General features: G+C 69.0%; 17 protein-coding genes. 9 read left to right on the top strand and 8 right to left on the bottom strand.

Features of this window, described 5'->3' with window-relative positions; genetic code table 11:
* The 4 genes from ACYVIO_RS17715 to ACYVIO_RS17700 all read right to left on the bottom strand — a co-directional run bounded on the left by ACYVIO_RS17715 (nucleotide 1) and on the right by ACYVIO_RS17700 (nucleotide 6,844).
* Nucleotides 1-1,500: an Nramp family divalent metal transporter gene (locus tag ACYVIO_RS17715; protein WP_460651876.1), complete on the bottom strand. Its 1,500-nt coding sequence runs from the start codon at nucleotides 1,498-1,500 to the stop codon at nucleotides 1-3.
* A gap of 124 nt (nucleotides 1,501-1,624) precedes the next feature.
* Complete coding sequence (locus tag ACYVIO_RS17710; protein ID WP_460651875.1) at nucleotides 1,625-3,769, bottom strand: acetate--CoA ligase family protein; 2,145 nt, start codon at nucleotides 3,767-3,769, stop codon at nucleotides 1,625-1,627.
* Nucleotides 3,770-3,821: 52 nt separating this feature from the next.
* The gene (frc, locus tag ACYVIO_RS17705) at nucleotides 3,822-5,048 is read right to left on the bottom strand and encodes a formyl-CoA transferase (RefSeq protein ID WP_460651874.1); all 1,227 of its coding nucleotides are present in this window, start codon (nucleotides 5,046-5,048) and stop codon (nucleotides 3,822-3,824) included.
* Nucleotides 5,049-5,107: 59 nt separating this feature from the next.
* Complete coding sequence (locus tag ACYVIO_RS17700; RefSeq protein ID WP_460651873.1) at nucleotides 5,108-6,844, bottom strand: thiamine pyrophosphate-binding protein; 1,737 nt, start codon at nucleotides 6,842-6,844, stop codon at nucleotides 5,108-5,110.
* A 259-nt stretch (nucleotides 6,845-7,103) separates the two neighbouring features.
* Between ACYVIO_RS17700 and ACYVIO_RS17695 the strand changes: the two genes are divergently transcribed.
* Nucleotides 7,104-7,388: a hypothetical protein gene (locus ACYVIO_RS17695; RefSeq protein WP_460651872.1), complete on the top strand. Its 285-nt coding sequence runs from the start codon at nucleotides 7,104-7,106 to the stop codon at nucleotides 7,386-7,388.
* An 18-nt stretch (nucleotides 7,389-7,406) separates the two neighbouring features.
* Here ACYVIO_RS17695 and ACYVIO_RS17690 read toward each other — a convergent pair whose 3' ends face one another.
* Nucleotides 7,407-7,904 carry a hypothetical protein gene (locus tag ACYVIO_RS17690; RefSeq protein ID WP_460651871.1) on the bottom strand — a complete coding sequence of 166 codons (498 nt, stop codon included), beginning with the start codon at nucleotides 7,902-7,904 and terminating at the stop codon, nucleotides 7,407-7,409.
* A gap of 65 nt (nucleotides 7,905-7,969) precedes the next feature.
* Complete coding sequence (locus ACYVIO_RS17685; RefSeq protein ID WP_460651870.1) at nucleotides 7,970-9,361, bottom strand: OFA family MFS transporter; 1,392 nt, start codon at nucleotides 9,359-9,361, stop codon at nucleotides 7,970-7,972.
* Between the two features lie 153 nt (nucleotides 9,362-9,514).
* Here ACYVIO_RS17685 and sucC point away from each other — a divergent pair, with 153 nt between their 5' ends.
* Genes sucC through ACYVIO_RS17670 form a run of 3 tightly spaced genes read left to right on the top strand, consistent with a single transcriptional unit; the run spans nucleotide 9,515 to nucleotide 12,475 of the window.
* Complete coding sequence (sucC, locus tag ACYVIO_RS17680) at nucleotides 9,515-10,669, top strand: ADP-forming succinate--CoA ligase subunit beta (RefSeq protein ID WP_460651869.1); 1,155 nt, start codon at nucleotides 9,515-9,517, stop codon at nucleotides 10,667-10,669.
* 14 nt (nucleotides 10,670-10,683) lie between these two features.
* Complete coding sequence (gene sucD, locus ACYVIO_RS17675) at nucleotides 10,684-11,577, top strand: succinate--CoA ligase subunit alpha (RefSeq protein ID WP_460651868.1); 894 nt, start codon at nucleotides 10,684-10,686, stop codon at nucleotides 11,575-11,577.
* Between the two features lie 13 nt (nucleotides 11,578-11,590).
* Nucleotides 11,591-12,475, top strand: a complete 885-nt coding sequence (locus ACYVIO_RS17670; RefSeq protein ID WP_460651867.1) for a 2-hydroxy-3-oxopropionate reductase — start codon at nucleotides 11,591-11,593, stop codon at nucleotides 12,473-12,475.
* Between the two features lie 44 nt (nucleotides 12,476-12,519).
* Here the strand turns inward: ACYVIO_RS17670 and ACYVIO_RS17665 are convergent, their stop codons facing one another.
* On the bottom strand, nucleotides 12,520-13,554 hold the full coding sequence (locus tag ACYVIO_RS17665) for a LacI family DNA-binding transcriptional regulator (protein WP_460651866.1): 1,035 nt from the start codon (nucleotides 13,552-13,554) through the stop codon (nucleotides 12,520-12,522).
* Between the two features lie 130 nt (nucleotides 13,555-13,684).
* Between ACYVIO_RS17665 and ACYVIO_RS17660 the strand changes: the two genes are divergently transcribed.
* From ACYVIO_RS17660 to ACYVIO_RS17640, 5 genes are read left to right on the top strand one after another with little or no spacing between them, the layout of a single operon-like run.
* A complete protein-coding gene (locus ACYVIO_RS17660; protein WP_460651865.1) occupies nucleotides 13,685-14,590 on the top strand; it encodes a carbohydrate ABC transporter permease in 906 nt (301 codons plus the stop codon).
* Complete coding sequence (locus tag ACYVIO_RS17655; RefSeq protein ID WP_460651864.1) at nucleotides 14,587-15,453, top strand: carbohydrate ABC transporter permease; 867 nt, start codon at nucleotides 14,587-14,589, stop codon at nucleotides 15,451-15,453. Before ACYVIO_RS17660 ends, ACYVIO_RS17655 begins: the two co-directional genes overlap by 4 nt.
* Before the next feature lie 10 nt (nucleotides 15,454-15,463).
* Nucleotides 15,464-16,900 carry a ricin-type beta-trefoil lectin domain protein gene (locus tag ACYVIO_RS17650; RefSeq protein WP_460651863.1) on the top strand — a complete coding sequence of 479 codons (1,437 nt, stop codon included), beginning with the start codon at nucleotides 15,464-15,466 and terminating at the stop codon, nucleotides 16,898-16,900.
* Between the two features lie 44 nt (nucleotides 16,901-16,944).
* On the top strand, nucleotides 16,945-18,297 hold the full coding sequence (locus ACYVIO_RS17645; protein ID WP_460651862.1) for an ABC transporter substrate-binding protein: 1,353 nt from the start codon (nucleotides 16,945-16,947) through the stop codon (nucleotides 18,295-18,297).
* A gap of 33 nt (nucleotides 18,298-18,330) precedes the next feature.
* Entirely contained in the window at nucleotides 18,331-20,079 is a 1,749-nt protein-coding gene (locus ACYVIO_RS17640; RefSeq protein WP_460651861.1) for a glycoside hydrolase family 35 protein, read from the top strand.
* Nucleotides 20,080-20,084: 5 nt separating this feature from the next.
* On the opposite strand, the gene ACYVIO_RS17635 is transcribed toward ACYVIO_RS17640, so the two are convergent.
* Nucleotides 20,085-20,894 carry a class I SAM-dependent methyltransferase gene (locus tag ACYVIO_RS17635; protein WP_460651860.1) on the bottom strand — a complete coding sequence of 270 codons (810 nt, stop codon included), beginning with the start codon at nucleotides 20,892-20,894 and terminating at the stop codon, nucleotides 20,085-20,087.
* Nucleotides 20,895-20,905: the final 11 nt, after the last annotated feature.

Below are 20,905 nucleotides of genomic sequence, written 5' to 3'. Positions count from 1 at the left end.
TCAGTCCAGGACCACGCCGAAGCGGATCAGGCTGTAGAACAGCATGCCGAGGTAGAAGACCGCGCCGAACCCGATGATGACGTTGCGGATCGGTCCCGGCCGGATCGGTTTGGGCAGCAACTTGTTGTTCACCAGGAGCAACACGATGCAGTACGCGCCCATCGCGAACGTGGACAGGAAGGCCAGGACGTCGAGGATTCCGGCCGGCCCGTCAGCCGGCCCGAACAGCAGGATCAGGATGCCGAAGACGATGACGCCCCACAGGAACCCGAAGTAGATCCTCGACATCGAGAACCGCTTGGCACCGGGGATGAAGTAGTACGTCATGTCGGCCTGGCCACGGCTGAACGAGTCGAACAGACCGAGCGTCGCGTTGAGACCGATCAGCGCGATGAAGCCGAAGAACAGGCTGCCCAGGAACGGGCTGCCGGCCGAGGCGAACGCGTCGGACATCGCCTTCAGCGCGGCCTCGCGGTCGCCGCCCTCGATCAGCCCGGCCACGTTCGGGTTCTCCCGGGCCGCCGACAGGGCGAGCACGGTGAACGAGATCGTGACCAGCATCGTGATGCCCCAGAAGAGCAGCAGAGCGTCGAAGGTGACCCACTTGCGCCACCCCTTCCACTTCTTCATCTCCTCGGGGTCCTCGGTGTCGAACATGTAGCCGCGCGACGGCATCGCCTCGACCTCGCCCTTGGCCCGCAGACCGCGGATCTTCGGGATGTGGGCGCCCATGCCGGCACCGGAGTCGCGCAGCTGCAGGGTGTACCACATCTGCTGCATGCCGGACGGGCCGGCGAAGGCGATCGATCCGACCACGACCGGGAACCAGGCCGAGGTCAGCGCCTTGTCGGGGAAGTACCCGAAGGCGAACATGCCCTGGATGGTGTCGGCCAGATCGCCCCACTGGCCGACGATGGCCGCGATCACCGACGTCCCGACCACCAGCAGGCCGATCAGGAAGCCGAGCAACTTCTCCAGGAAGTTGTAGATCACCGACAGCAGACTGAACAGCACACCCACGAAGACCAGTGCGACGCAGGCTGTCGCCTGCCAGGGTATGCCGCTGACTTCCTCGAACGCCGAGGCTCCGGCCGACAGGTGGCCCGGCCACATGTAGATCAGGATCGCCGCGACGTAGAAGAACCACATCATCGGTTTGAAGATGCGGGCCGCGCCGAAGAAGATCGACTCTCCGGTCGCCATCGCGTACCGGGCCATCTCCAGCAGCACGAACGCCTGCAGGGTCACACCCACGAGGAACAGCCACCGGATGTCCGGACCGAACACCAGGACGAGCCGGGGCCACATGTAGGACTCACCCATGCCGACGCCCAGCGCGACCAGGAACACGGTCGGACCGAGGATGTGCAGGGAGGGCGGTGCCGCCGGCAACGGCCGGATCGGCATCGGTTCGAGCCTGCCCGCGCGCCAGACCCGCTCGGTGGCCGCGGACGCGGCCGGCTCTTCGGGTACTTCTGAGGTCTTGCTTGTGACGTCCAAGGCGGACTCCTTATATCGACGCCAGCTTGACGAGACTTTTCGCTCCCCCGTGCACTTCCCCCCGGCCCAAACGCATCACCGGCTTTCTACAGTCTGCGGATCGGTTTTCTGTTGTGGTGTGTGGTCAAGAACCGAGCGGTCCCGCGTTGCGGGCCCACCGGTACTTGGCGCCGAGCACCTGGACGGGCGTCTCGGTGGTGTAGGGGTAGGCGACCACCCCGTGCTCGAACAGGTACTGGCTGGCCTCCTCGACCTCGACGTCGCCGGACAGCGAGGCGACCACGGGCTTGTCGATGCCCTTGGCCCGGTACTCCTCGACCACCTCGGCGACCAGCTTCGCGAACACCATCGGCGGGGTGACGATGGTGTGCCAGTAGCCCAGGATCAGGGCGTGGATCCGGTCGTCCTGCAGGCCGAGCGCGACCGTGTTCCGGTACGTCGACGGCGGCTCGCCGCCGGTGATGTCGACCGGGTTGCCGGAGGCACCGAACGGCGGGATGAACTTCTTGAACGCCGCGTCCAGGTCGTCCGGCATCGCCATCAGCTGCAGCCCGTTGTCGACGCAGGCGTCCGAGAGCAGGACGCCCGAGCCGCCGGCGCCGGTGATGATGACGACGTTCTCACCCTTGGGCGTCGGCAGCAGCGGGATACCTCGGGCGTACTGGAGCATCTCGTTCAGGCCCGGCGCGCGGACGACGCCGCTCTGGCGCAGGATGTCGTCGTACACCTTGTCGTTGCCGGCCAGCGCGCCCGTGTGCGAGCTCGCCGCCCGGGCGCCCATGTCGGTACGGCCGGCCTTCAGCACGATCACCGGCTTCTTCTTCGACACCCGCGCCGCGGTCTCGGCGAAGGCCCGGCCGTCCTTGAGGTCTTCCAGGTGCATGGCGATCAGGTTGGTGTTGTCGTCGGTCTCGAAGAACGTCAGGAGGTCATCCTCGTCGATGTCGGCCTTGTTGCCTACCCCAACGATCGCGGAGACGCCCATCCGGCTGGACCGGCTGAACCCGAGGATCGCCATCCCGATCCCGCCCGACTGCGACGACAGCGCGACGCTGCCCTTCACGTCGTACGGCGTGCAGAACGTCGCGCAGAGGTTCTCCGGCAGGTAGTAGTAGCCGTAGATGTTCGGCCCGAGGATCCGGACGCCGTGCTTCTTGGCGATCGCGACGACCTCGTCCTGCAGCTCCTGCTCACCGGTCTCGGCGAACCCGGACGGGATCAGGATCGCGCCCGCGACGCCCTTCTGGCCGCACTGCTCGAGCGCGCCGCCGACGAACTTGGCCGGTACGGCGAACACCGCGACGTCGACGTCACCCGGGATGTCGGTGATGCTCGGGAACGCCTTCAGCCCGAGGACCTCGCCACCCTTGGGGTTGACCGGGTAGATGTCGCCCTTGTACCCGCCGTTGACCAGGTTCTTCATCACCGAGTTGCCGATCTTGCCGTCCTCGTTCGAGGCGCCGATCACAGCGACCGCCCGGGGCTTCATGATCCGGGTCATCGCGGTCTGGATCTGTTCCTGGGTGTAGCGCTCCACCGGCTTACCGGCCTCGGCGTCCACGATGATCCGGAAGTCCACCGCGGTGGCCCCGTCCGGCCCGGCCAGCACCGGGTTCAGGTCCACCTCGGCGAACTGCGGGAAGTCCTCGACCAGGTCGGACAGCTTGGTGATGATCTGGGCGATCGCCTCCTTGTCCACCGGCTTGGCGCCGCGGACGCCGTTCAGCATCTCGTGCGCGCCGATCCCCTCGATCATCGAGCGGGCCTCGTCCGGCGAGGTCGGCGCGAGCCGGAAGGTGACGTCCTTGAGGACCTCGACCAGGACACCACCCAGGCCGAAGGCGACGATCTTGCCGAACGTCTGGTCGGTGACCGCACCGACGATGACCTCCTGCACGTCACCGCCGGTGACCAGCATCTTCTGCACCTGCACGCCGGTGATCGACGCGCTCGCGTCGTACGCCTCGGCGTTGGCGACGATCTTGTCGTACGCCGACTTCGCGGCCTCGGCGCTGTCGACACCGACCACCACGCCGCCCGCCTCGGTCTTGTGCAGGATGTCGGGCGAGACGATCTTCAGGACGACCGGGAAACCGATCTCGGCCGCGAGCCCCGCGGCCCCCTCGGCAGTCGTGGCCAGCCCCTCTCCCGGAGTCGGGATGCCGTACGCGTCCGCGACCAGCTTGGCCTCGGGTGCGCTCAGCGAGGTGCGGCCTTCCGCCAGAGCCTGGTCGAGGATGGACTGGACAGCTGCCTTGTCATAGGTCATGCCTGAAGCTCCCTAAAGCGTGGGTTGTAGGCTTGCTGGCGTTTTTGACGATTCAGACGACGCCGGCGGCCTTGAGCTCTTCCAGCTCGGCGGTGTCGATGCCGAGGCCGCCGTAGATCACGGAGTTGTGTTCGCCGAGGCCGGGTGAGGTCTCCACCTGGACGGGCGAGTCGGACAGCTTGATCGGGCAGCCGACGGTCTTGAACGCGCCCCGGGCCGGGTGCTTGACCTCGACCACGGCGCCGAGCTCGGCCAGCGTCTCGTCCTCGATCAGTTCCTTGGTGGACAGGATCGGGCCGCACGGCACGTTCAGCGCGTTCAGCTTCTCCATCACCTCGAACTTGGTGTGCTGCTCGGTCCACTGCTCGATCAGCGCGAACATCTTGTCGAGCTTGTCGAGCCGTGCCGCCGGCGTGGACCAGTCGGGGTCGTCGGCCAGTTCGGGCTTGCCGATCAGGGTCGCGATCGGGGCCCAGCCGGGCGGCTGGACGATCACGTAGATGTAGTCGTTCGGGCCACCGGGCGCGGTCTTGACCGCCCAGCCGGGCTGGCCACCGCCGGAGGCGTTGCCCGAGCGCGGCACCTCGTCGCCGAAGTTGTCGTTCGGGAACTCCTTCAGCGGGCCGTGCGCGAGCCGCTGCTGGTCGCGCAGCTTGACCCGGGTCAGGTTCAGTACGGCTTCCTGCATCGCCACGCTGACCCGCTGGCCCTTGCCGGTGACGGTCCGCTGGAACAGCGCGGCCAGGATGCCGGCGACCAGGTGGATGCCCGTGCCCGAGTCACCGATCTGAGCTCCGGTGGCCAGCGGCGGGCCGTCCTCGAACCCGGTCGTGCTCATCGCGCCGCCCATCGCCTGGGCGACCACCTCGTAGGCCTTGAACTCCTCGTACTTGCCGGGGCCGAAGCCCTTGATCGAGGCGAAGATGAGCTCGGGGTTGATCAGCTGCAGCCGTTCCCAGGTGAAGCCCATCCGGTCGATCGCGCCGGGGGCGAAGTTCTCCACCAGGACGTCGGAGTTCTTCACCAGGTCGGTGAAGATCTCCTTGCCACGCTCGGACTTCATGTTCAAGGTGATGCTGCGCTTGTTGCAGTTCAGCATGGTGAAGTAGAGGCTGTCGACGTCCGGCAGGTCGCGCAGCTGCTGGCGGGTGATGTCACCGGTCGGCGCTTCGAGCTTCACGACGTCGGCGCCGAGCCAGGCGAGAATCTGGGTGCAGGACGGTCCCGACTGCACGTGGGTCATGTCGAGTACGCGGACACCTTCAAGGGCCTTACCCATAGTGGTCCTCCAGTACTGGGTGGCGGCCCGCCAGGGGAACGGACCGCCACCGGGGATCGCTACTTGTACATGGTTTGGTTCATGGTTCCGGGCGCGTACGCGTCCGGATCGACCCACACGTTGATCAGCGACGGCAGCCCCGACTCGCGGGCCCGCTGCATGGCCGGCCCGATGTCCTTGGGGTCGCGGACCTCTTCGCCGTACCCGCCGAGCATCTTGGCGAACTCGTCGTACTTGACGTCGCCGAGGGTGTTGCCGATCCGGCCGCGGTCGTGGCCGTACTTGGCTTCCTGGCCGTAGCGGATCTGGTTCATCGAGGAGTTGTTGCCGACCACCCCGACGAACGGGAGCTTGAACCGGACCAGCGTCTCGAAGTCCCAGCCGGTCAGCGAGAAGGCACCGTCACCGAACAGCGCGACGACCTCCTTGTCCGGACGGGCGTACTTGGCCGCCATCACGAACGGGATGCCGACACCGATGGTCCCGAGCGGGCCCGGGTCCATCCAGTGGCCGGGCGACTTCGGCTGTACGACGCCGCCGGAGAAAGTGACGATGTCGCCGCCGTCGCCGATGTAGATCGAGTCCTCGGTGAGGAACTCGTTGATCTCGTGGGCCAGCCGCAGCGGGTGGATCGGGTTGGCGTCCGACAGCTGCTTGGGCAGGCGCTTCTGGTACGCCGCGTCCTCCTCGGCCCGCAACTCGTTGAACCACGCCTTGCGGTCGCCGGCCTTCTGCACCCGGCCCGAGGAGGCCTGGGTGACGGCGGCCAGGATCGCACCCGGGTCGCCGACCAGACCGAGGTCGATGTCGCGGTTCTTGCCGACGGTGCGGTAGTCCATGTCGATCTGTACGACGGTCGCGCCCTTGGGCAGCCGGCGGCCGTACCCCATCCGGAAGTCGAACGGCGTCCCGACGATCAGGATCAGGTCGGCGTTGTTGAAGCCGTAGCGGCGCGACAGGTGGAAGTGGTGCGGGTCGCCCGGCGGCAGGGTGCCGCGGGCCGAGCCGTTCATGAAGGCCGGCACGTTGTTCTTGCGGACGAAGTCGATCGCCGCGTCGCTGCCGCGCGACGTCCAGACCTGGGTGCCGAGCAGCACGACCGGCTTCTCGGCCCGGGCCAGCAGGTCGGCCAGCGCCTCGACCGCGGCCGGGTCACCGATCGACTTGGTGGAGCCGCGGTAGCGGCCGGCCTCCGGTACGGTCGCGGAGTCCACCGGTACGGAGTTGTCCAGGATGTCGCGGGGGATCTCCAGGAACGACGGGCCGGGGGCGCCGTTGTAGCACTCGCGGAAGGCCATCGACACCATGTCGGCGACCCGCGCGGTGTGCGGCACGGTGGCCGCGAACTTGGTGATCGGGGTCATCATGTCGACGTGCGGCAGGTCCTGCAGGGACCCCATCTTGTGCTGGTTCAGCGCGCCCTGGCCGCCGATCAGCAGCATCGGGCTCTCCGCGCGGAACGCGTTCGCGACACCGGTGACGGCGTCCGTCGTACCGGGTCCCGCGGTCACCACGGCGCATCCGGGCTTGCCGGTCATCCGGGCGTAGCCGTCGGCCGCGTGCGCGGCGACCTGCTCGTGCCGGACGTCGACGACGGCGATGCCCTCGTCCACGCAGCCGTCGTAGATGTCGATGATGTGACCGCCGCAGAGGGTGAAGATCACGTCGATCCCCTCGGCCTTGAGAGCCTTGGCCACCAGGTGCCCGCCCGAGATCATGGCGGTCTTCGGCTCCGGCTCGGTCGGGTTCGCGACCGCGTTCGATTCGGACACTGTTTGGGCCATCTGTGCAGTCATCTCCTCGTGGAAGGGTCCGGTCTCTGCCCGGCTGGGCTGCGCCTGTGAAAAATCGGGCCACACTGCCTGTGCTGCTGCTTCGGTGGAGCTATGAGGTCGGTAGATTGCATACCGTATGGTGTAGTCGTAGTCATATCGCACCGCCGAACCCGTTGTCCAGGCCTCGACACCCAGCAGAAACTTGTCAGGGCGACTGTATGCAGTATCCCGTATGCTTGTACAGACCGACCGGCGGAGAACCGCGATCAGGGGAGCTGCGATGAGCATTCACGACGAACTCGACCGGACCCGTACGGCGCTGCAGGCCCTCGACCAGGCGGTGGCCGGGCTGCGCAGCCGGCTCGGCCCGCACCTCGACGTCCTGCGCCTGATGGACGACGTCGCGCGCTGCACGGCCGACCTGCGCCGGCTCGAGGAGCAGGTCCGGGCGCCGCGCCGGCAGGAGCTGATGGTCATCCCCGACGACGACCGCGACCACGGCCTGTGGGGCGCCGGCGACGTCGACCACGAAGGCCTCGGCGCACCGGGCCGCAGAGCCCCTTAGCGGTCCGACTCAGACCGCTTAGGACGCGAGCGACAGGCACTGCCGCAAAAGCCTTTTCAGCCGTACGTCGTGGTCGCCGCCTCGCGCGGCGACCACGACCGCTTCCGCGGCGTGCTCCGTGGCCACGACCGTGCGGTAGAACGGCTCACCGAGCTTCAGCCGGTCCAGCGCGGGCAACCACCAACGCGCCGGCCCGCCGGGCGGAGCGCCCGACCGGCCGGCCAGCAGGTACGACGCCGTCTCCTGGGCGTTCAGCAGCCGGGTGCGTTCGTCCCCGGCCACCTCCCCCGGCGCCGCGAGCGCGGTCGACACGCAGAGCGCGACCAACCGCGCGGACAGGTCGAAACCCGCCCGCGCGGTGTCGAGGAACAAAGGGGCTAACGGCAACAAAGCCTGCCGGCCGCGCGGACCGCAGTGGTCGTGCACGGCCCGCGCGACCGACCCGAGGACCGGATGCACGCAAGTCGGCCGGTCCGTCCAGGGCTCCCGGGCAAGCTTGGACACGAGCTCCAGCACGCAGGGTTCTGGGCGCCTCACCCAGACATATTCAGATGTGAGGTCGGCGCCCACCTCTGTCCGGCTCACTCGCCCGGCCTGATCGCGCCGGCTACCGGCGTACCCAAGTGGGAGCTCACCGACAGCGCGGGCCGTCCGGGTTGCTTCAGGAAGCGGACGATCAGCGCGGTGATCAGCCCGAGCAGTCCGGCGGCCAGGAAGACGGGACGGTAGCCGACCGTGGCCACCAGGCCCGCGGCGACGCCGACACCGACCAGGCCACCGACGGCCTTGGCGCTGTACAGGATCGACTGGTTCTGCAGCAGACTGTTCTCGCCGAAGAACTCGAGCACGAGGTTCGCCATGATCGCGTAGAAGGCACCACCGCCGAGTCCGGCGAACATCGCGCACAGGACGAACACGACGCCCGCACCGGCCTCCCCCGCCAGCACCAGACCGACGTGAGTGAAGCCCTCCACCATCAGTACGGCGGCCAGCACGCGCCGCCGGCCGAACCGGTCCGACAGCGTGCCCGCGAAGGAGCGACCGAGACCGTTGACTGCGGCAAGCATCCCGGCGGCCAGTCCGGCGACGGCAACCCCGAGGCGGGCCTCGGTCGCGTAGCTGACCACGAACGCGATCCCGAACAGCGACAGCGCCGTACTGATCGCCAGCGTCAGCCACATCAGCGGCAGCGCCCCGGTCTTCATCGCCTCGGCCGGACGGTAGTAGCGCACGGCCGGCAGGTTGTTGGGGATGCTGCGGTTCAGCGTGCGGTCGACGGCCCAGGCCTGGGCGTCGATCTCGGCCGGCCACCAGTGCCGCGGCGGGTCCTTGAGCAGGCCGCCCGCGGTCATCACGATCAGCAGGGCGACCACGGCGGTCAGGTCGAAGACGTACCGCTGACCACCCGTGGTGTCGAAGATCGTGAGCAGCGCGATGCTCGGTACGGCGCCGACAGCGAAGCCGCCCGTCACGAACCCGATCGTCGAGGTCCGCCGGTCGGGGAACCAGCGCGCCGCTGTGGTGATGCACGCGGAGTAGACGAGCCCGGCGCCGGCGCCGCCGACGACGGCGTACCCGAGCAGTGCGCCGACGTAGCTGCCGACGTGCGCCAGACTCACCAGCCCGGCAGCGGCGAGGAACCCACCGAGTACGACGAGCTGGGTCGGCGTCACCCGGCGTACGCGCTGAAGCCAGGCGGCCGGGATGGCGACGAGTGCCTGGAAGGCCACGAAGACGGCCAGCAGCCACATCGTCTGGACCGTGCCCCAGGCCCGGCCCGCGTCGAGGCCGAGTGCGGCCGACCCGAAGGAGTACTGCAGCGGGCTGATCGCCGCCATGCAGGCCCAGGCCGCCCAGAGTTGCCACCGGCGGGAGTGCCCGGTCAGTTCAGCTGCGTCTTCGCCGATGCGGTACCGGCGGCCGTACACGTCCCGAACGTCCCGGGGAGGCGTACTGGTGGTCGCGTCATTCATGATCGCCTCCTGACTACTGCATACCGTATGGAACTTTGGTACTCCTCTCCGCTACCTCTTGTCCAGCCCCGAGGCCCTTGTGTGTGAACTTGCATACAGCATACAGTCGCCATATTGACCAGAGCAGGTGCTTGTGAGGAGAGGACTGCCCCCGTGGACCTGATGGAGTACCAAGCCAAAGAACTCTTCGCCCGGCACGCCGTGCCGGTCACCCTCGGCTGGGTGGTCGAGGACGCCGCCGACGCGGCCGCGGCGGCCGAGGCGCTCGGCGGCCGGGTGGTGGTGAAGGCGCAGGTGAAGGCCGGCGGCCGCGGCAAGGCCGGTGGCGTCAAGCTGGCCGCCGACCCCGCCGAGGCGACCGCCCGGGCCGGGGACATCCTCGGGATGGACATCAAGGGGCACGTCGTACGGCGGGTGCTGCTCGCCCCGGCCGCCGACATCGCCGACGAGTACTACCTCTCGTTCCTGGTCGACCGGGCCAACCGGGGCTACCTGTGCATCGCGAGCACCGAGGGCGGGGTCGAGATCGAGGAGGTCGCGCACACCAACCCGGACGCGATCGCGAAGATCTCGATCGACCCGGCGGTCGGCGTCGACGACGCGAAGGCCGCCGAGATCGTCGCCGCGGCCGGCTTCCCGGACGGTGCCGCCGAGGTGGTCAAGAGCCTCTGGACGGTGTTCATCGCCGAGGACGCCTCGCTGGTCGAGGTGAACCCGCTGGTGAAGCTCGGGGACGGCAAGCTGGAAGCGCTGGACGGCAAGGTCACGCTGGACGAGAACGCGGCGTACCGGCACCCGGACCACGCCGCCTTCGAGGACAAGGCCGCGGCCGACCCGCTCGAGGCCGCCGCGCAGGACAAGGGCCTGAACTACGTCAAGCTCGACGGCGAGGTCGGGATCATCGGCAACGGCGCGGGCCTGGTGATGTCGACGCTCGACGTCGTCGCGTACGCCGGGGAGGCGCACGGCGGCGTGAAGCCGGCCAACTTCCTCGACATCGGCGGCGGCGCGAGTGCCGAGGTGATGGCCAACGGGCTGGGGATCATCCTCGGCGACGCGCAGGTGAAGAGCGTGTTCGTGAACGTGTTCGGCGGGATCACCGCCTGCGACGCGGTCTCCAACGGCATCGTGCAGGCGCTCGAGCTGCTCGGCCCCGCGGCGAACAAGCCGCTCGTCGTCCGGCTGGACGGCAACAACGTGGACGAGGGCCGCAAGATCCTCGCCAAGGCGAACCACCCGCTGGTGACGGTGGTGGACACGATGGACGGTGCCGCCGACCGCGCCGCCGAGCTGGCCGCGCAGGCCTGAGAGGAGCTGGACAGATGGCGATCTTCCTGACCGAGCACAGCAAGGTCATCGTGCAGGGCATGACCGGCGCGGAGGGGCAGAAGCACACGTCCCGGATGCTTGCCGCCGGCACCAACATCGTCGGTGGCGTGACGCCGGGCAAGGGCGGCCAGTCGGTCGACTTCGCGAAGCGCTCGATCCCGGTCTACGGGTCCTGCGCCGACGCGGTGAAGTCGACCGGCGCGGACGTGTCGGTGGTGTTCGTGCCGCCGCGGTTCGTCAAGGGCGCGGTGATCGAGGCCGTCGACGCAGGCCTCGGCCTGGTCGTGGTGATCACCGAAGGCGTACCGGTGCACGACACCGCGGCGTTCTTCGCGCACGCCGAGGCGAACGGGACCCGGGTCATCGGCCCGAACTCCCCCGGCCTGATCAGCCCCGGCCGCGCCAACGCGGGCATCATCCCGGCCGACATCGCCGGTCCGGGCCGGATCGGGCTGGTCTCGAAGTCGGGCACGCTGACGTACCAGATGATGTACGAGCTGCGCGAGTACGGCTTCACCACCGCGATCGGCATCGGCGGCGACCCGATCATCGGCACCACCCACATCGACGCGCTGCGGGCGTTCCAGGACGACCCGGACACCGAGGCGATCGTGATGATCGGTGAGATCGGCGGCGACGCGGAGGAGCGGGCGGCGGCGTTCATCGCCGAGTACGTGACCAAGCCGGTCGTCGGGTACGTCGCGGGCTTCACCGCACCCGAGGGCAAGACGATGGGCCACGCGGGCGCGATCGTGTCCGGCTCGTCCGGTACGGCGGTCGCGAAGCAGGAGGCCCTGGAGGCGGTCGGCGTGAAGGTCGGCAAGACGCCGTCCGAGACCGCCCGGCTGATGCGGGCCGCGCTCGAGCAGAGCCTCAACCCGGTGTGAGGGAGGACGTCTGATGGCGAAGAGGATCGGATTCATCGGCCTCGGGATCATGGGGTCGCACATGGCGGCCAACCTGGTCCGGGCCGGGTACGGCGTCACCGGGTACGACGTCGTACCGGCGTCGGTCGAGAAGCTGCTGCAGGCCGGCGGCAAGCCCGCGCCGACGATCGCCGAAGCGGTCGCGGGTGCGGAGGTGGTGATCACCATGCTGCCGGACTCGCCGCAGGTGGCCGAGGTGGTGCTCGGAGCGGGCGGCGTACTGGAGTCCGCTCCCGCCGGGCTGCTGCTGATCGACATGTCGTCGATCGCGCCGGAGACCTCGCTGGAGGTTGCCCGGGTCGGCGCGGAGACCGGCGTACGGGTGCTGGACGCGCCGGTCAGCGGTGGCGAGCAGGGCGCGATCAAGGCGTCGCTGTCGATCATGGTCGGCGGTGACGAGGACGTGTTCGCCGAGGCGCGGCCGATCTTCGAGGATCTCGGCCGGACGATCGTGCACGTCGGCGGTCACGGCGCGGGCCAGACGGTGAAAGCGGCCAACCAGCTGATGGTGGCCGGGATCATCGCGCTGGTCAGCGAGGCGATCGTGCTGCTGGAGGCGTCCGGTGTCGACGGCGAGCGTGGGCTCGAGGTGCTGGCCGGCGGCCTGGCCGGGAACCGCATCCTCGACCTCAAGGCGTCGACGATGCTGGGCCGGGAGTTCACCCCGGGCTTCCGGATCGACCTGCACCACAAGGACATGGGCATCGCGCTGTCCGCCGCTCGCGCGGCCGGTATCGCGCTGCCGGTGACCGGCCTGGTCGCCCAACTGGTTTCCGCGGCCCGCGCCATGGGTCACGGATCTCTCGACCACTCAGCACTGCTGAAGGTGGTCGAGGAACTGTCAGGACGGAACACCTGACACAGACCGCTGGTGGGGGTCGCCAGCTCCCCCGCCAGCGGTCGTCAGGACTTGCGCGGTGGCGCGGTACTGCTCCGGACGATCAGTTCGGTGGGTACGGCGACCGGCTGGTGGTGGTGCTCGCCGGCCCGGATCTGGCCGATCAGCGCGTCGACGCTGCGGCGGCCCACCTCGGCGAAGGACTGGCGGACCGTGGTCAACGGCGGCCAGTAGTGGGCCGACTCGGCGGTGTCGTCGAAGCCGACCACGCTGATGTCGCCGGGGACCGCGCGGCCCTTCTCGTGCAGGGCCCGGAGCAGTCCGAGAGCCATCTGGTCGTTGGCCACGAAGACCGCTGTGACGTCGTCATTCTCCACGAGCCGCAGGCCGGTTGCGTAGCCTGAGCCGGCCGACCAGTCGCCGACCATGATCGGCGGTACGACGCAGCCGCGCGCGGTGAGGGTCTGCCGCCACGAGCGCGCCCGGCGATCGGCGGCGAACGACGACGGCGGTCCACCGAGGTGCCAGACCGTGGCGTGGCCCAGGTCGAGCAGGTGCTCGGTGGCCAGCCGGGCGCCCTGGGCCTGGTCGGTGTCCACGACCGGGTAGTCGTAGTGGGCGCTCGAGTCGACCACGACGACCGGCAGACCGTCCGGCAGCATCACCTCCGCCTCGTCGAGCTCGTGCGCCTCGATCAGGATGATGACGCCGTCGACGGCCTGCTCGCCGAGCCGGGTGAACGCGGTCGACACCGCGCCCTGCGTCGCGTCCAGGACGGGCAGCAGGTTCACGGCGTACCCGCTGGAGGTCGCGGCGGTCGCGATGGCGTCCAGCGTGCGGGTGTTGCCGAAGCTGGACAGCTCGAAGACGATCACGCCGATGCTGTGGAACTGCCCGTTGCGCAGCGCGCGGGCCGCGCTGTTCGGCCGGTAGCCGACCTCGCGCATCGCGGCCAGCACCCGGTCACGGGTCACCGCGTCGACGTTGTGCTTGCCGTTGGCCACCCGGGAGACGGTCTGGCCGGACACGCCGGCGAGCCGGGCGACGTCGGCCATCGACGAACCCCGGCGGCGGCGGACGGGACTGTCCCCTGCGGTCATCGCACTCTCCTCGGCTCAGAACTGAACCATAGACATGTTGACGTAAACACGCTACCGTCACGGCGATTCATGTTGACGTCAACATCGACGTGTTCCGCGCGTCGATCGAGCAGAAGGAGGGCGGCGCACGATGGCCGACTCCGTTGTCCTGCGTCCCCGGCGTGGCCGGCCGCACCGTGATGCGAAGGGCTGGATCTTCGTCGGCCCGTTCCTGGCGGTGTTCGCGCTGACCTTCCTCGCCCCGATCGGGTACGCGATCTACCTCAGCCTGTTCCGCGAGCAGGCCTTCTTCGGAGGCACCGCGTTCGTCGGGCTGGGCAACTACGCCGACGTCCTGCGCGACGCCAAGTTCTGGGAGTCGTTCGGCCGGGTGCTGCTGTTCCTGGTCGTCCAGGTCCCGGTGATGCTGGTGCTCGCCCTGCTGGCCGCGCTCGCGATCGACAGCGCCCGGCTGCACGCCGCGGGCTTCTTCCGGATCGTGATCTTCCTGCCGTACGCCGTACCGGGAGTCGTCGCGGTCCTGCTCTGGGGCTATCTGTACGGCACCAACTTCGGCCTCGCCGCCGATCTCAACGACCTGCTCGGCAGCACGGTCATCCAGCCGCTCAGCCAGCGCTGGATGCTGCCGTCGATCGCGAACATCGTCACCTGGGAGTTCGTGGGCTACAACATGCTGATCTTCTACTCCGCGCTGCGGACCGTGCCCGAGGAGCTGTACGAGGCGGCCGCGATCGACGGCGCCGGCACGGTCCGGACCGTGCTGGCGGTCAAGTTGCCCGCCCTGCGCGGCGCGATCGTGATCGCCACCATCTTCTCGATCATCGGCAGCTTCCAGCTGTTCAACGAGCCGAACATCCTGCGCACGCTGGCGCCGAACGTGATCACCACGTACTTCACCCCGAACATGTACGCCTACAACCTGTCCTTCGCGGGTCAGCAGTTCAACTACTCCGCGACGGTCGCCCTGGTGATGGGCGTCATCACGGCCGTGATCGCGTACGTCGTGCAGCTGCGCGGTTCCCGGGAGGCGCTGTGAGTACGACGACGTCGCCGCTGCGGCCCCGCCGTTCGCCGCTGCTGACCGGCCTGATGCTGCTGTACCTGGTCTACACGCTGGTCCCGCTGGTCTGGCTGTTGCTCAGCGCAACGAAAACGCAGGCCGACCTGCTCGACAGCCCGGGGCTGTGGTTCGGCGACCACTTCGCGCTGTTCGGCAACATCAAGGACACCCTCACCTACGACGGCGGTATCTTCGTCCGCTGGCTCGGCAACACGCTGCTGTACGTCGTGGTCGGCGCCGGCGGGGCGACGCTGCTGTCGACCGCGGCGGGCTACGGCCTGGCGAAGTACAAGTTCGCGGGCCGCCGGATCGTCTTCGCCGTGCTGCTCGGCGCGGTCGCCGTGCCCGGGACGGCGCTCGCCGTACCGACGTTCCTGATGTTCTCCGACCTCGGCCTGACCAACACGGTCTGGGCGATCATCATCCCGTCGCTGATCAGCCCGTTCGGCCTGTACCTGATGTGGGTGTACGCCGGCGAGGCCATCCCCGGCGACCTGCTGGAAGCGGCCCGGATCGACGGTGCCGGCGAGATCCGGATCTTCTTCACCGTCGCCCTGCGACTGCTGGCCCCGGGCGTCGTCACGGTGCTGCTGTTCGCGGTGGTGTCGACCTGGAACAACTACTTCCTGCCGCTGATCATGCTCAGCAAACCGAGTCTCTACCCGCTCACCGTCGGCCTCACCCAGTGGAGCAACCAGGCCACTGGCGTGGGCGCCCGGCCGATCTACAACCTGGTGATCACGGGGTCGCTGCTGACCATCGTGCCCCTCGTCGTCGCCTTCCTCCTTCTCCAGCGGTTCTGGCAGTCCGGCCTGACCGCGGGCAGCGTCAAGCAGTGAAAGGGAGCCCATGAGAACAGCAGCTCGGCGGATCGCCGTCGCCGCGGTGGTCCTGGTGACCGCGGCACTGGCCGTCCCCGCCACGGCCCAGTCGGCCACCACCACGTCCACCACCGTGCAGCAGAACACCAAGGACTTCCGCGGTGTGAACTGGGCGGACCCCCGCGACAACTACGCCTCGGACGAGGTCGTGCCGTCCGGCCTCAGCACCGCGGACAGCTACGCGACGACCTACCGCCGTGCCACCGGGATCGTCGGGGAGTTCCGCCGCGAGCTGAAGGCGAACACGATCCGGATGCCGATCAACCCGTCCAGCGTCGGCACCGCCTGGTGGACGTCGTACCGGGGTGCGATCGACGCGGCCACCCGGCAGGGGTTCAAGGTGATCCTCAGCTACTGGGAGGCCGACGACGCGAAGGACGGCCGGGTCGACGACCGGGCGGCGTACGACGCGATGTGGAACACCGCCGTCACGGCGTACCGGACGAACCCGCGGGTCTACTTCGAGCCGATGAACGAGCCGTTCGGCTACTCGCTCGACGAGTGGGTCTCGCTGACCTCGTCCTGGCTGGCGAGCCACCGCAACGTCCCACGGGGCCGGGTGGTCATCTCCGGCACCGGTTACAACGACGACGTCACCGGGGTCGGCGCGGCCCGGCAACTCAAGGGCACGCTGCTCTCGCTGCACTTCTACGGCTTCTGGGACGACGCCACCACCGAGGCGGAGTGGCTGGCCAACCTGCGGCCACGGATCGGCGCGTACGGCGCGCGCACGATCATCGACGAAGCCGGTGCGCCGATGACGACCGGCCTGAACTACGGCAACCACGAGGGCAACGTCTACACGTCGTACTTCGGTGCGCTGACCCAGACCGCGCGGGAGCTCGGCATGGGCGTCGTCTACTGGCCAGGACTGCGGACCGGCGACGCGTACTCGCTGACGACGCTGGTCGGTGAGCGGGACCTGGAGGTCAACAGCGCGTCCGGTCTGGCGCAGCTGCAGTGGGGCTGGGGACTGCTGAAGAAGGAGCCGGTGAACGACTTGCCGCCGGCGCCACCTGGTGAGGTGCTGCGTGGGGTGGCGAGTGGCCGCTGCGTCGACGTACCGGGCTTCTCCACGAGCAACGGCACCGCCCTCGACCTGTGGGACTGCAACGGCGGCGGCAACCAGTCCTGGAACCTGACCGCGGAGCAGCAGCTGACCGTCTACGGCACCAAGTGCCTGACGATCGGCGGCGACGGATCGAGCGCCGGGAGCCCGGCCGTCATCACCGACTGCACGGGAGCGCCCAACCAGGCCTGGCAGGTGAAGGACGACCTGTCCGTCAGCAGCGTCGCCCATCCCGAGCTCTGCCTCGACGCCGCCGGAGCCGCCACGGGCAACGGGACCGCGGTCGATGTCTGGCTGTGCAACGGCGAGCCGAACCAGCAGTGGACGCGGTCGTAGCGATGAAGACCCCTGAGCTGTCGAACAACGAGAGGAACACCGCAATGAAGACCACTCATCGGCGCAGCGCGAGGCGGCTTCTGCTCGCCACCGCCGCCGTCACCGCCGCGTCGGTCCTGCTGGCCGCGTGCGGAGGATCGGACAAGACCGACAGCAGCGGCAGCCCGCAGGGGTCGGCCGCGGCGGTCGACGAGGCCCTGACCAAGGGCGGCACCATCACGTACTGGAGCTGGACGCCGTCGGCCGAGGCACAGGTGAAGGCGTTCGAGAAGCAGTACCCGAACGTCAAGGTGAACTACGTCAACGCCGGGACCGGCAACGACCACTACACCAAGCTGCAGAACGTCATCAAGGCCGGCTCCGGGGCACCGGACGTCGCGCAGATCGAGTACCAGGCCATCCCGCAGTTCGCGCTGCCCGGCTCGCTGGTCGACCTGCGCGAGTACGGCTTCGCCAGCCTCGAGTCCGCCTACACCGCCTCCACCTGGACCGCGGTGCACGCCGGCGACGGCCTGTACGGACTGCCGCAGGACTCCGGGCCGATGGCGCTGTTCTACAACAAGGAGGTCTTCGACAAGTACGGCCTGACCGTGCCGAAGACCTGGGACGAGTTCGTTGCTGAGGGCAAGAAGCTGCACCAGGCCGACCCGAAGAAGTTCATCACCAACGACACCGGTGACGCCGGCTTCGCGACCAGCATGATCTGGCAGGCCGGTGGAAAGCCGTTCGTCACCGACGGCAAGAACGTGACGATCAACCTGGCCGACGACGGCACCAAGAAGTGGACCGGGGTCTGGAACCAGCTGGTCACCGGCGGCCTGGTGGCGAGCATCCCCGGCTGGTCCGACGAGTGGTTCAAGGCGCTCGGCGACGGCACCATCGCGACACTGCCGATCGGCGCCTGGATGCCCGGCGTCCTGGAGTCCTCGGTCAAGGCCGGCGCGGGCAAGTGGCGCGTCGCTCCGCTGCCGACGTACGACGGACAGCCGGCCACCGCGGAGAACGGCGGCAGCGCGCAGGCGGTGCTCAAGCAGAGCGCGAACCCGGCACTCGCGGCGGCCTTCGTGCGCTGGCTCAACCACGACGAGGGCGTCAAGCCGTTCCTGGCCAGCGGCGGCTTCCCGTCGACCGTTGCCGACCTCAAGGACCCGGCGTTCGTCGACAAGAAGAGCGCGTACTTCGGTGGTCAGGCGGCCAACCAGGTGCTCACCGCAGCAGCCGGTACGGTCGTCAAGGACTGGAGCTACCTGCCGTTCCAGCTCTACGCCAACAGCATCTTCGGTGACACCGTCGGCAAGTCGTACCAGGCGAAGTCCGACCTCGACCCGGGGCTCAAGTCCTGGCAGGACGCGCTGGTGACCTACGGCGGCCAGCAGGGCTTCCAGACCAACAGCTGACCTGCGTCCACGCCTCACGGCAGAAAGAGAAGCATGCCCGACTTCGCGATCGGTGAGTCCGATTTCCTGCTCGACGGCGAGCCGTTCCGGATCCTGTCCGGGGCGCTGCACTACTTCCGCGTCCACCCCGACCTGTGGGCGGACCGGATCGACAAGGCGCGCCGGATGGGGCTCAACACCATCGAGACCTACGTGCCGTGGAACGCGCACAGCCCACGGCGCGGGGTCTTCGACACCAGCGGAATGCTCGACCTCGGCCGGTTCCTCGAGCAGGTGGCGGCGGCCGGGCTGCACGCGATCGTGCGGCCGGGCCCGTACATCTGCGCGGAGTGGGACAACGGCGGTCTCCCCGCCTGGCTCTTCCAGGAGCCGGGCGTGGGAGTCCGCCGGTACGAGAAGCGGTTCCTGGCGGCCGTCGAGGAGTACCTCGGGCAGGTGCTCGCCGTCGTCCGGCCGCACCAGGCCGACCAGGGCGGTCCGGTGCTCCTGGTCCAGGTCGAGAACGAGTACGGCGCCTTCGGTGACGACCCGGAGTACCTGGAGGCCGTGGCGGCGATGATCCGGGGGGCCGGCATCACGGTCCCGCTGGTGACCGTCGACCAGCCGGTACCGGAGATGCTGACGGCCGGTGGGCTGGACGGCGTACTGCGGACGGGGTCGTTCGGTTCGCGCAGTGTGGAACGGCTACGCACGTTGCGGGAGCACCAGCCGACCGGGCCGTTGATGTGCATGGAGTTCTGGGACGGGTGGTTCGACCACTGGGGCGGGCCGCACCACACGACCGGCGTCGAGGAGGCCGCCCGCGAGCTGGACGCGTTGCTGGCCGAGGGAGCGTCGGTGAACATCTACATGTTCCACGGCGGGACGAACTTCGGGCTGACCAGCGGCGCCGACGACAAGGGTGTGTTCCGGCCGACGGTCACGTCGTACGACTACGACGCGCCCCTGGACGAGGCGGGTCGACCGACCGCGAAGTACCACGCCTTCCGCGAGGTCATCGCCCGCTACGCACCCGTTCCCTCCGAGTCCCTGCCGGTTTCGTCGCCTTCCGCACCGCGGTTCACCGTGGCACTCGGCGAGCCGGTCCGTCTGCTGGCCGATCCGGCCTGCTGGGGCGCGGAGACTCGCCACGAGGTGATGCCCTCGCTCGACGACCTGCACACCCGCTTGGCTCTCTTCCGGACCGAGATCACCGTGGACGGGCCGGCGCTGCTGTCCGTCGGCGAGGTCCGGGACCGGGTCCTGGTCCTTCTCGACGGCGCCCCCGTCGGCGTCCTGGAACGCGAACGTCGCGACCGCGCCCTGATGCTTCCACACGGCCGGGGCCGCCTCGAGCTCGTCGTCGAGGACCAAGGCCGGGTCAACTACGGCCCCCGGATCGGTGAACCCAAGGGCCTGCTCGGTGAGGTCCGGATCGACGGGGACCCGCTCACCGGCTGGTCGGCCTGGGCCGTGGAGCTCGACGCCGTACCGAACCTGTGGACCTCCGCACCCCCGGCGCCTCCCGTGGGCGTCGGCCCGACCGCCTGGCGGACGACCTTCCAGGCCGGCGAACCCGTCGACCACTTCCTGCGCACCGATGCCTGGGGCAAGGGAATCGCCTGGGTCAACGGCTTCTGCCTGGGCCGCTACTGGCACCGCGGTCCCCAGCACACCCTCTACGTCCCCGGTCCCCTGCTCCGCCCCGGCGACAACGAACTGGTGGTGCTGGAGCTGGAGACCATGGTCGATCCGACGGCGACGTTCGCCGCCGGGCTGTCGCTGGGTCCGGTGGAGGACTGAGCGATTCAGCGCTGGTAGATCGTTTCGCCCGGCGAGACGATCAGCACCAGTGAGCCGTCGAAGTGCTGCTGGTTGCGCAGCTGCCCGTACTTGGTGTCCCAGGTCCCGTCGGTCAGGTCGCGGGTGAGGTGCTCGGTGAAGCGCTCGTGCACCTCCGGCGGGACGAAGCTCCACGCGGAGTTGGCCCGGCGAGCTCCTGGATCCAGGAGCCGCTCCGGCCGTCCGTAGTACGCCTCGCCGAAGCCGTCAGTGCAGTGCAGCGGGATCGGTACGTTGAACGCCTGCCCACCGCCCAGCGCGGCGGCGACCCGCTCGACGGGCGGGTACCGCCGAGCCTCGGTCTCGATTGCCTCGGGCGCGTACTCATGCAGCCAGAAGCGCCGCAGCAGGGTCGGGTCACACGTCAGTACGACGACCGGCCCGCGCGTCACCCGGCGTACCTCGGTCAGCCCGGCCTCGAGGTCGCGCCACTGGTGCACCGTGAACGTCGCCATCGCGCCGTCGAAGGTGTCGTCCGCGAACGGCAGGTCCTCGGCCGTCGCGTCGATCGCCTCGACCAGACCGGCCGCGCGCTGGGCGCGCATCTGTGCCGACGGCTCGACCGCGACCAGGTCCACGTCCGTCGGCTCGTACGCACCGGCGCCGGCGCCGACGTTCAGGATCTTCCGGGCCGGCCCGAGCGCGTCGCGGATCGCGGCGGCGATCTGCGGCTCGGGCCGGCGGTAGGCGGTGTAGTCGACGCCGATCCGCCCGTAGTCGGCGTCTCCCGCACTACCGTCCGGTGCCCGGGCGGGGGTCTGGTGGTCAAGCCTCATGCTCGCTCCTT

The sequence above is a fragment of the Kribbella endophytica genome (genome assembly GCF_054781295.1).
The sequence above is the reverse complement of the archived record's forward strand: the minus strand, read 5'-3'. Positions and strand labels throughout refer to the sequence as shown.

Bases quoted from the DNA above. Each gene is read 5' to 3' on its own strand.
- ACYVIO_RS17710 (WP_460651875.1), bottom strand. From the start codon at position 3,769: ATGACCTATGACAAGGCAGCTGTCCAGTCCATCCTCGACCAGGCTCTG.
- frc (WP_460651874.1), bottom strand. From the start codon at position 5,048: ATGGGTAAGGCCCTTGAAGGTGTCCGCGTACTCGACATGACCCACGTG.
- ACYVIO_RS17700 (WP_460651873.1), bottom strand. From the start codon at position 6,844: ATGACTGCACAGATGGCCCAAACAGTGTCCGAATCGAACGCGGTCGCG.
- ACYVIO_RS17695 (WP_460651872.1), top strand. From the start codon at position 7,104: ATGAGCATTCACGACGAACTCGACCGGACCCGTACGGCGCTGCAGGCC.
- ACYVIO_RS17685 (WP_460651870.1), bottom strand. From the start codon at position 9,361: ATGAATGACGCGACCACCAGTACGCCTCCCCGGGACGTTCGGGACGTG.
- sucD (WP_460651868.1), top strand. From the start codon at position 10,684: ATGGCGATCTTCCTGACCGAGCACAGCAAGGTCATCGTGCAGGGCATG.
- ACYVIO_RS17670 (WP_460651867.1), top strand. From the start codon at position 11,591: ATGGCGAAGAGGATCGGATTCATCGGCCTCGGGATCATGGGGTCGCAC.
- ACYVIO_RS17665 (WP_460651866.1), bottom strand. From the start codon at position 13,554: ATGACCGCAGGGGACAGTCCCGTCCGCCGCCGCCGGGGTTCGTCGATG.
- ACYVIO_RS17660 (WP_460651865.1), top strand. From the start codon at position 13,685: ATGGCCGACTCCGTTGTCCTGCGTCCCCGGCGTGGCCGGCCGCACCGT.
- ACYVIO_RS17650 (WP_460651863.1), top strand. From the start codon at position 15,464: ATGAGAACAGCAGCTCGGCGGATCGCCGTCGCCGCGGTGGTCCTGGTG.
- ACYVIO_RS17645 (WP_460651862.1), top strand. From the start codon at position 16,945: ATGAAGACCACTCATCGGCGCAGCGCGAGGCGGCTTCTGCTCGCCACC.
- ACYVIO_RS17640 (WP_460651861.1), top strand. From the start codon at position 18,331: ATGCCCGACTTCGCGATCGGTGAGTCCGATTTCCTGCTCGACGGCGAG.
- ACYVIO_RS17635 (WP_460651860.1), bottom strand. From the start codon at position 20,894: ATGAGGCTTGACCACCAGACCCCCGCCCGGGCACCGGACGGTAGTGCG.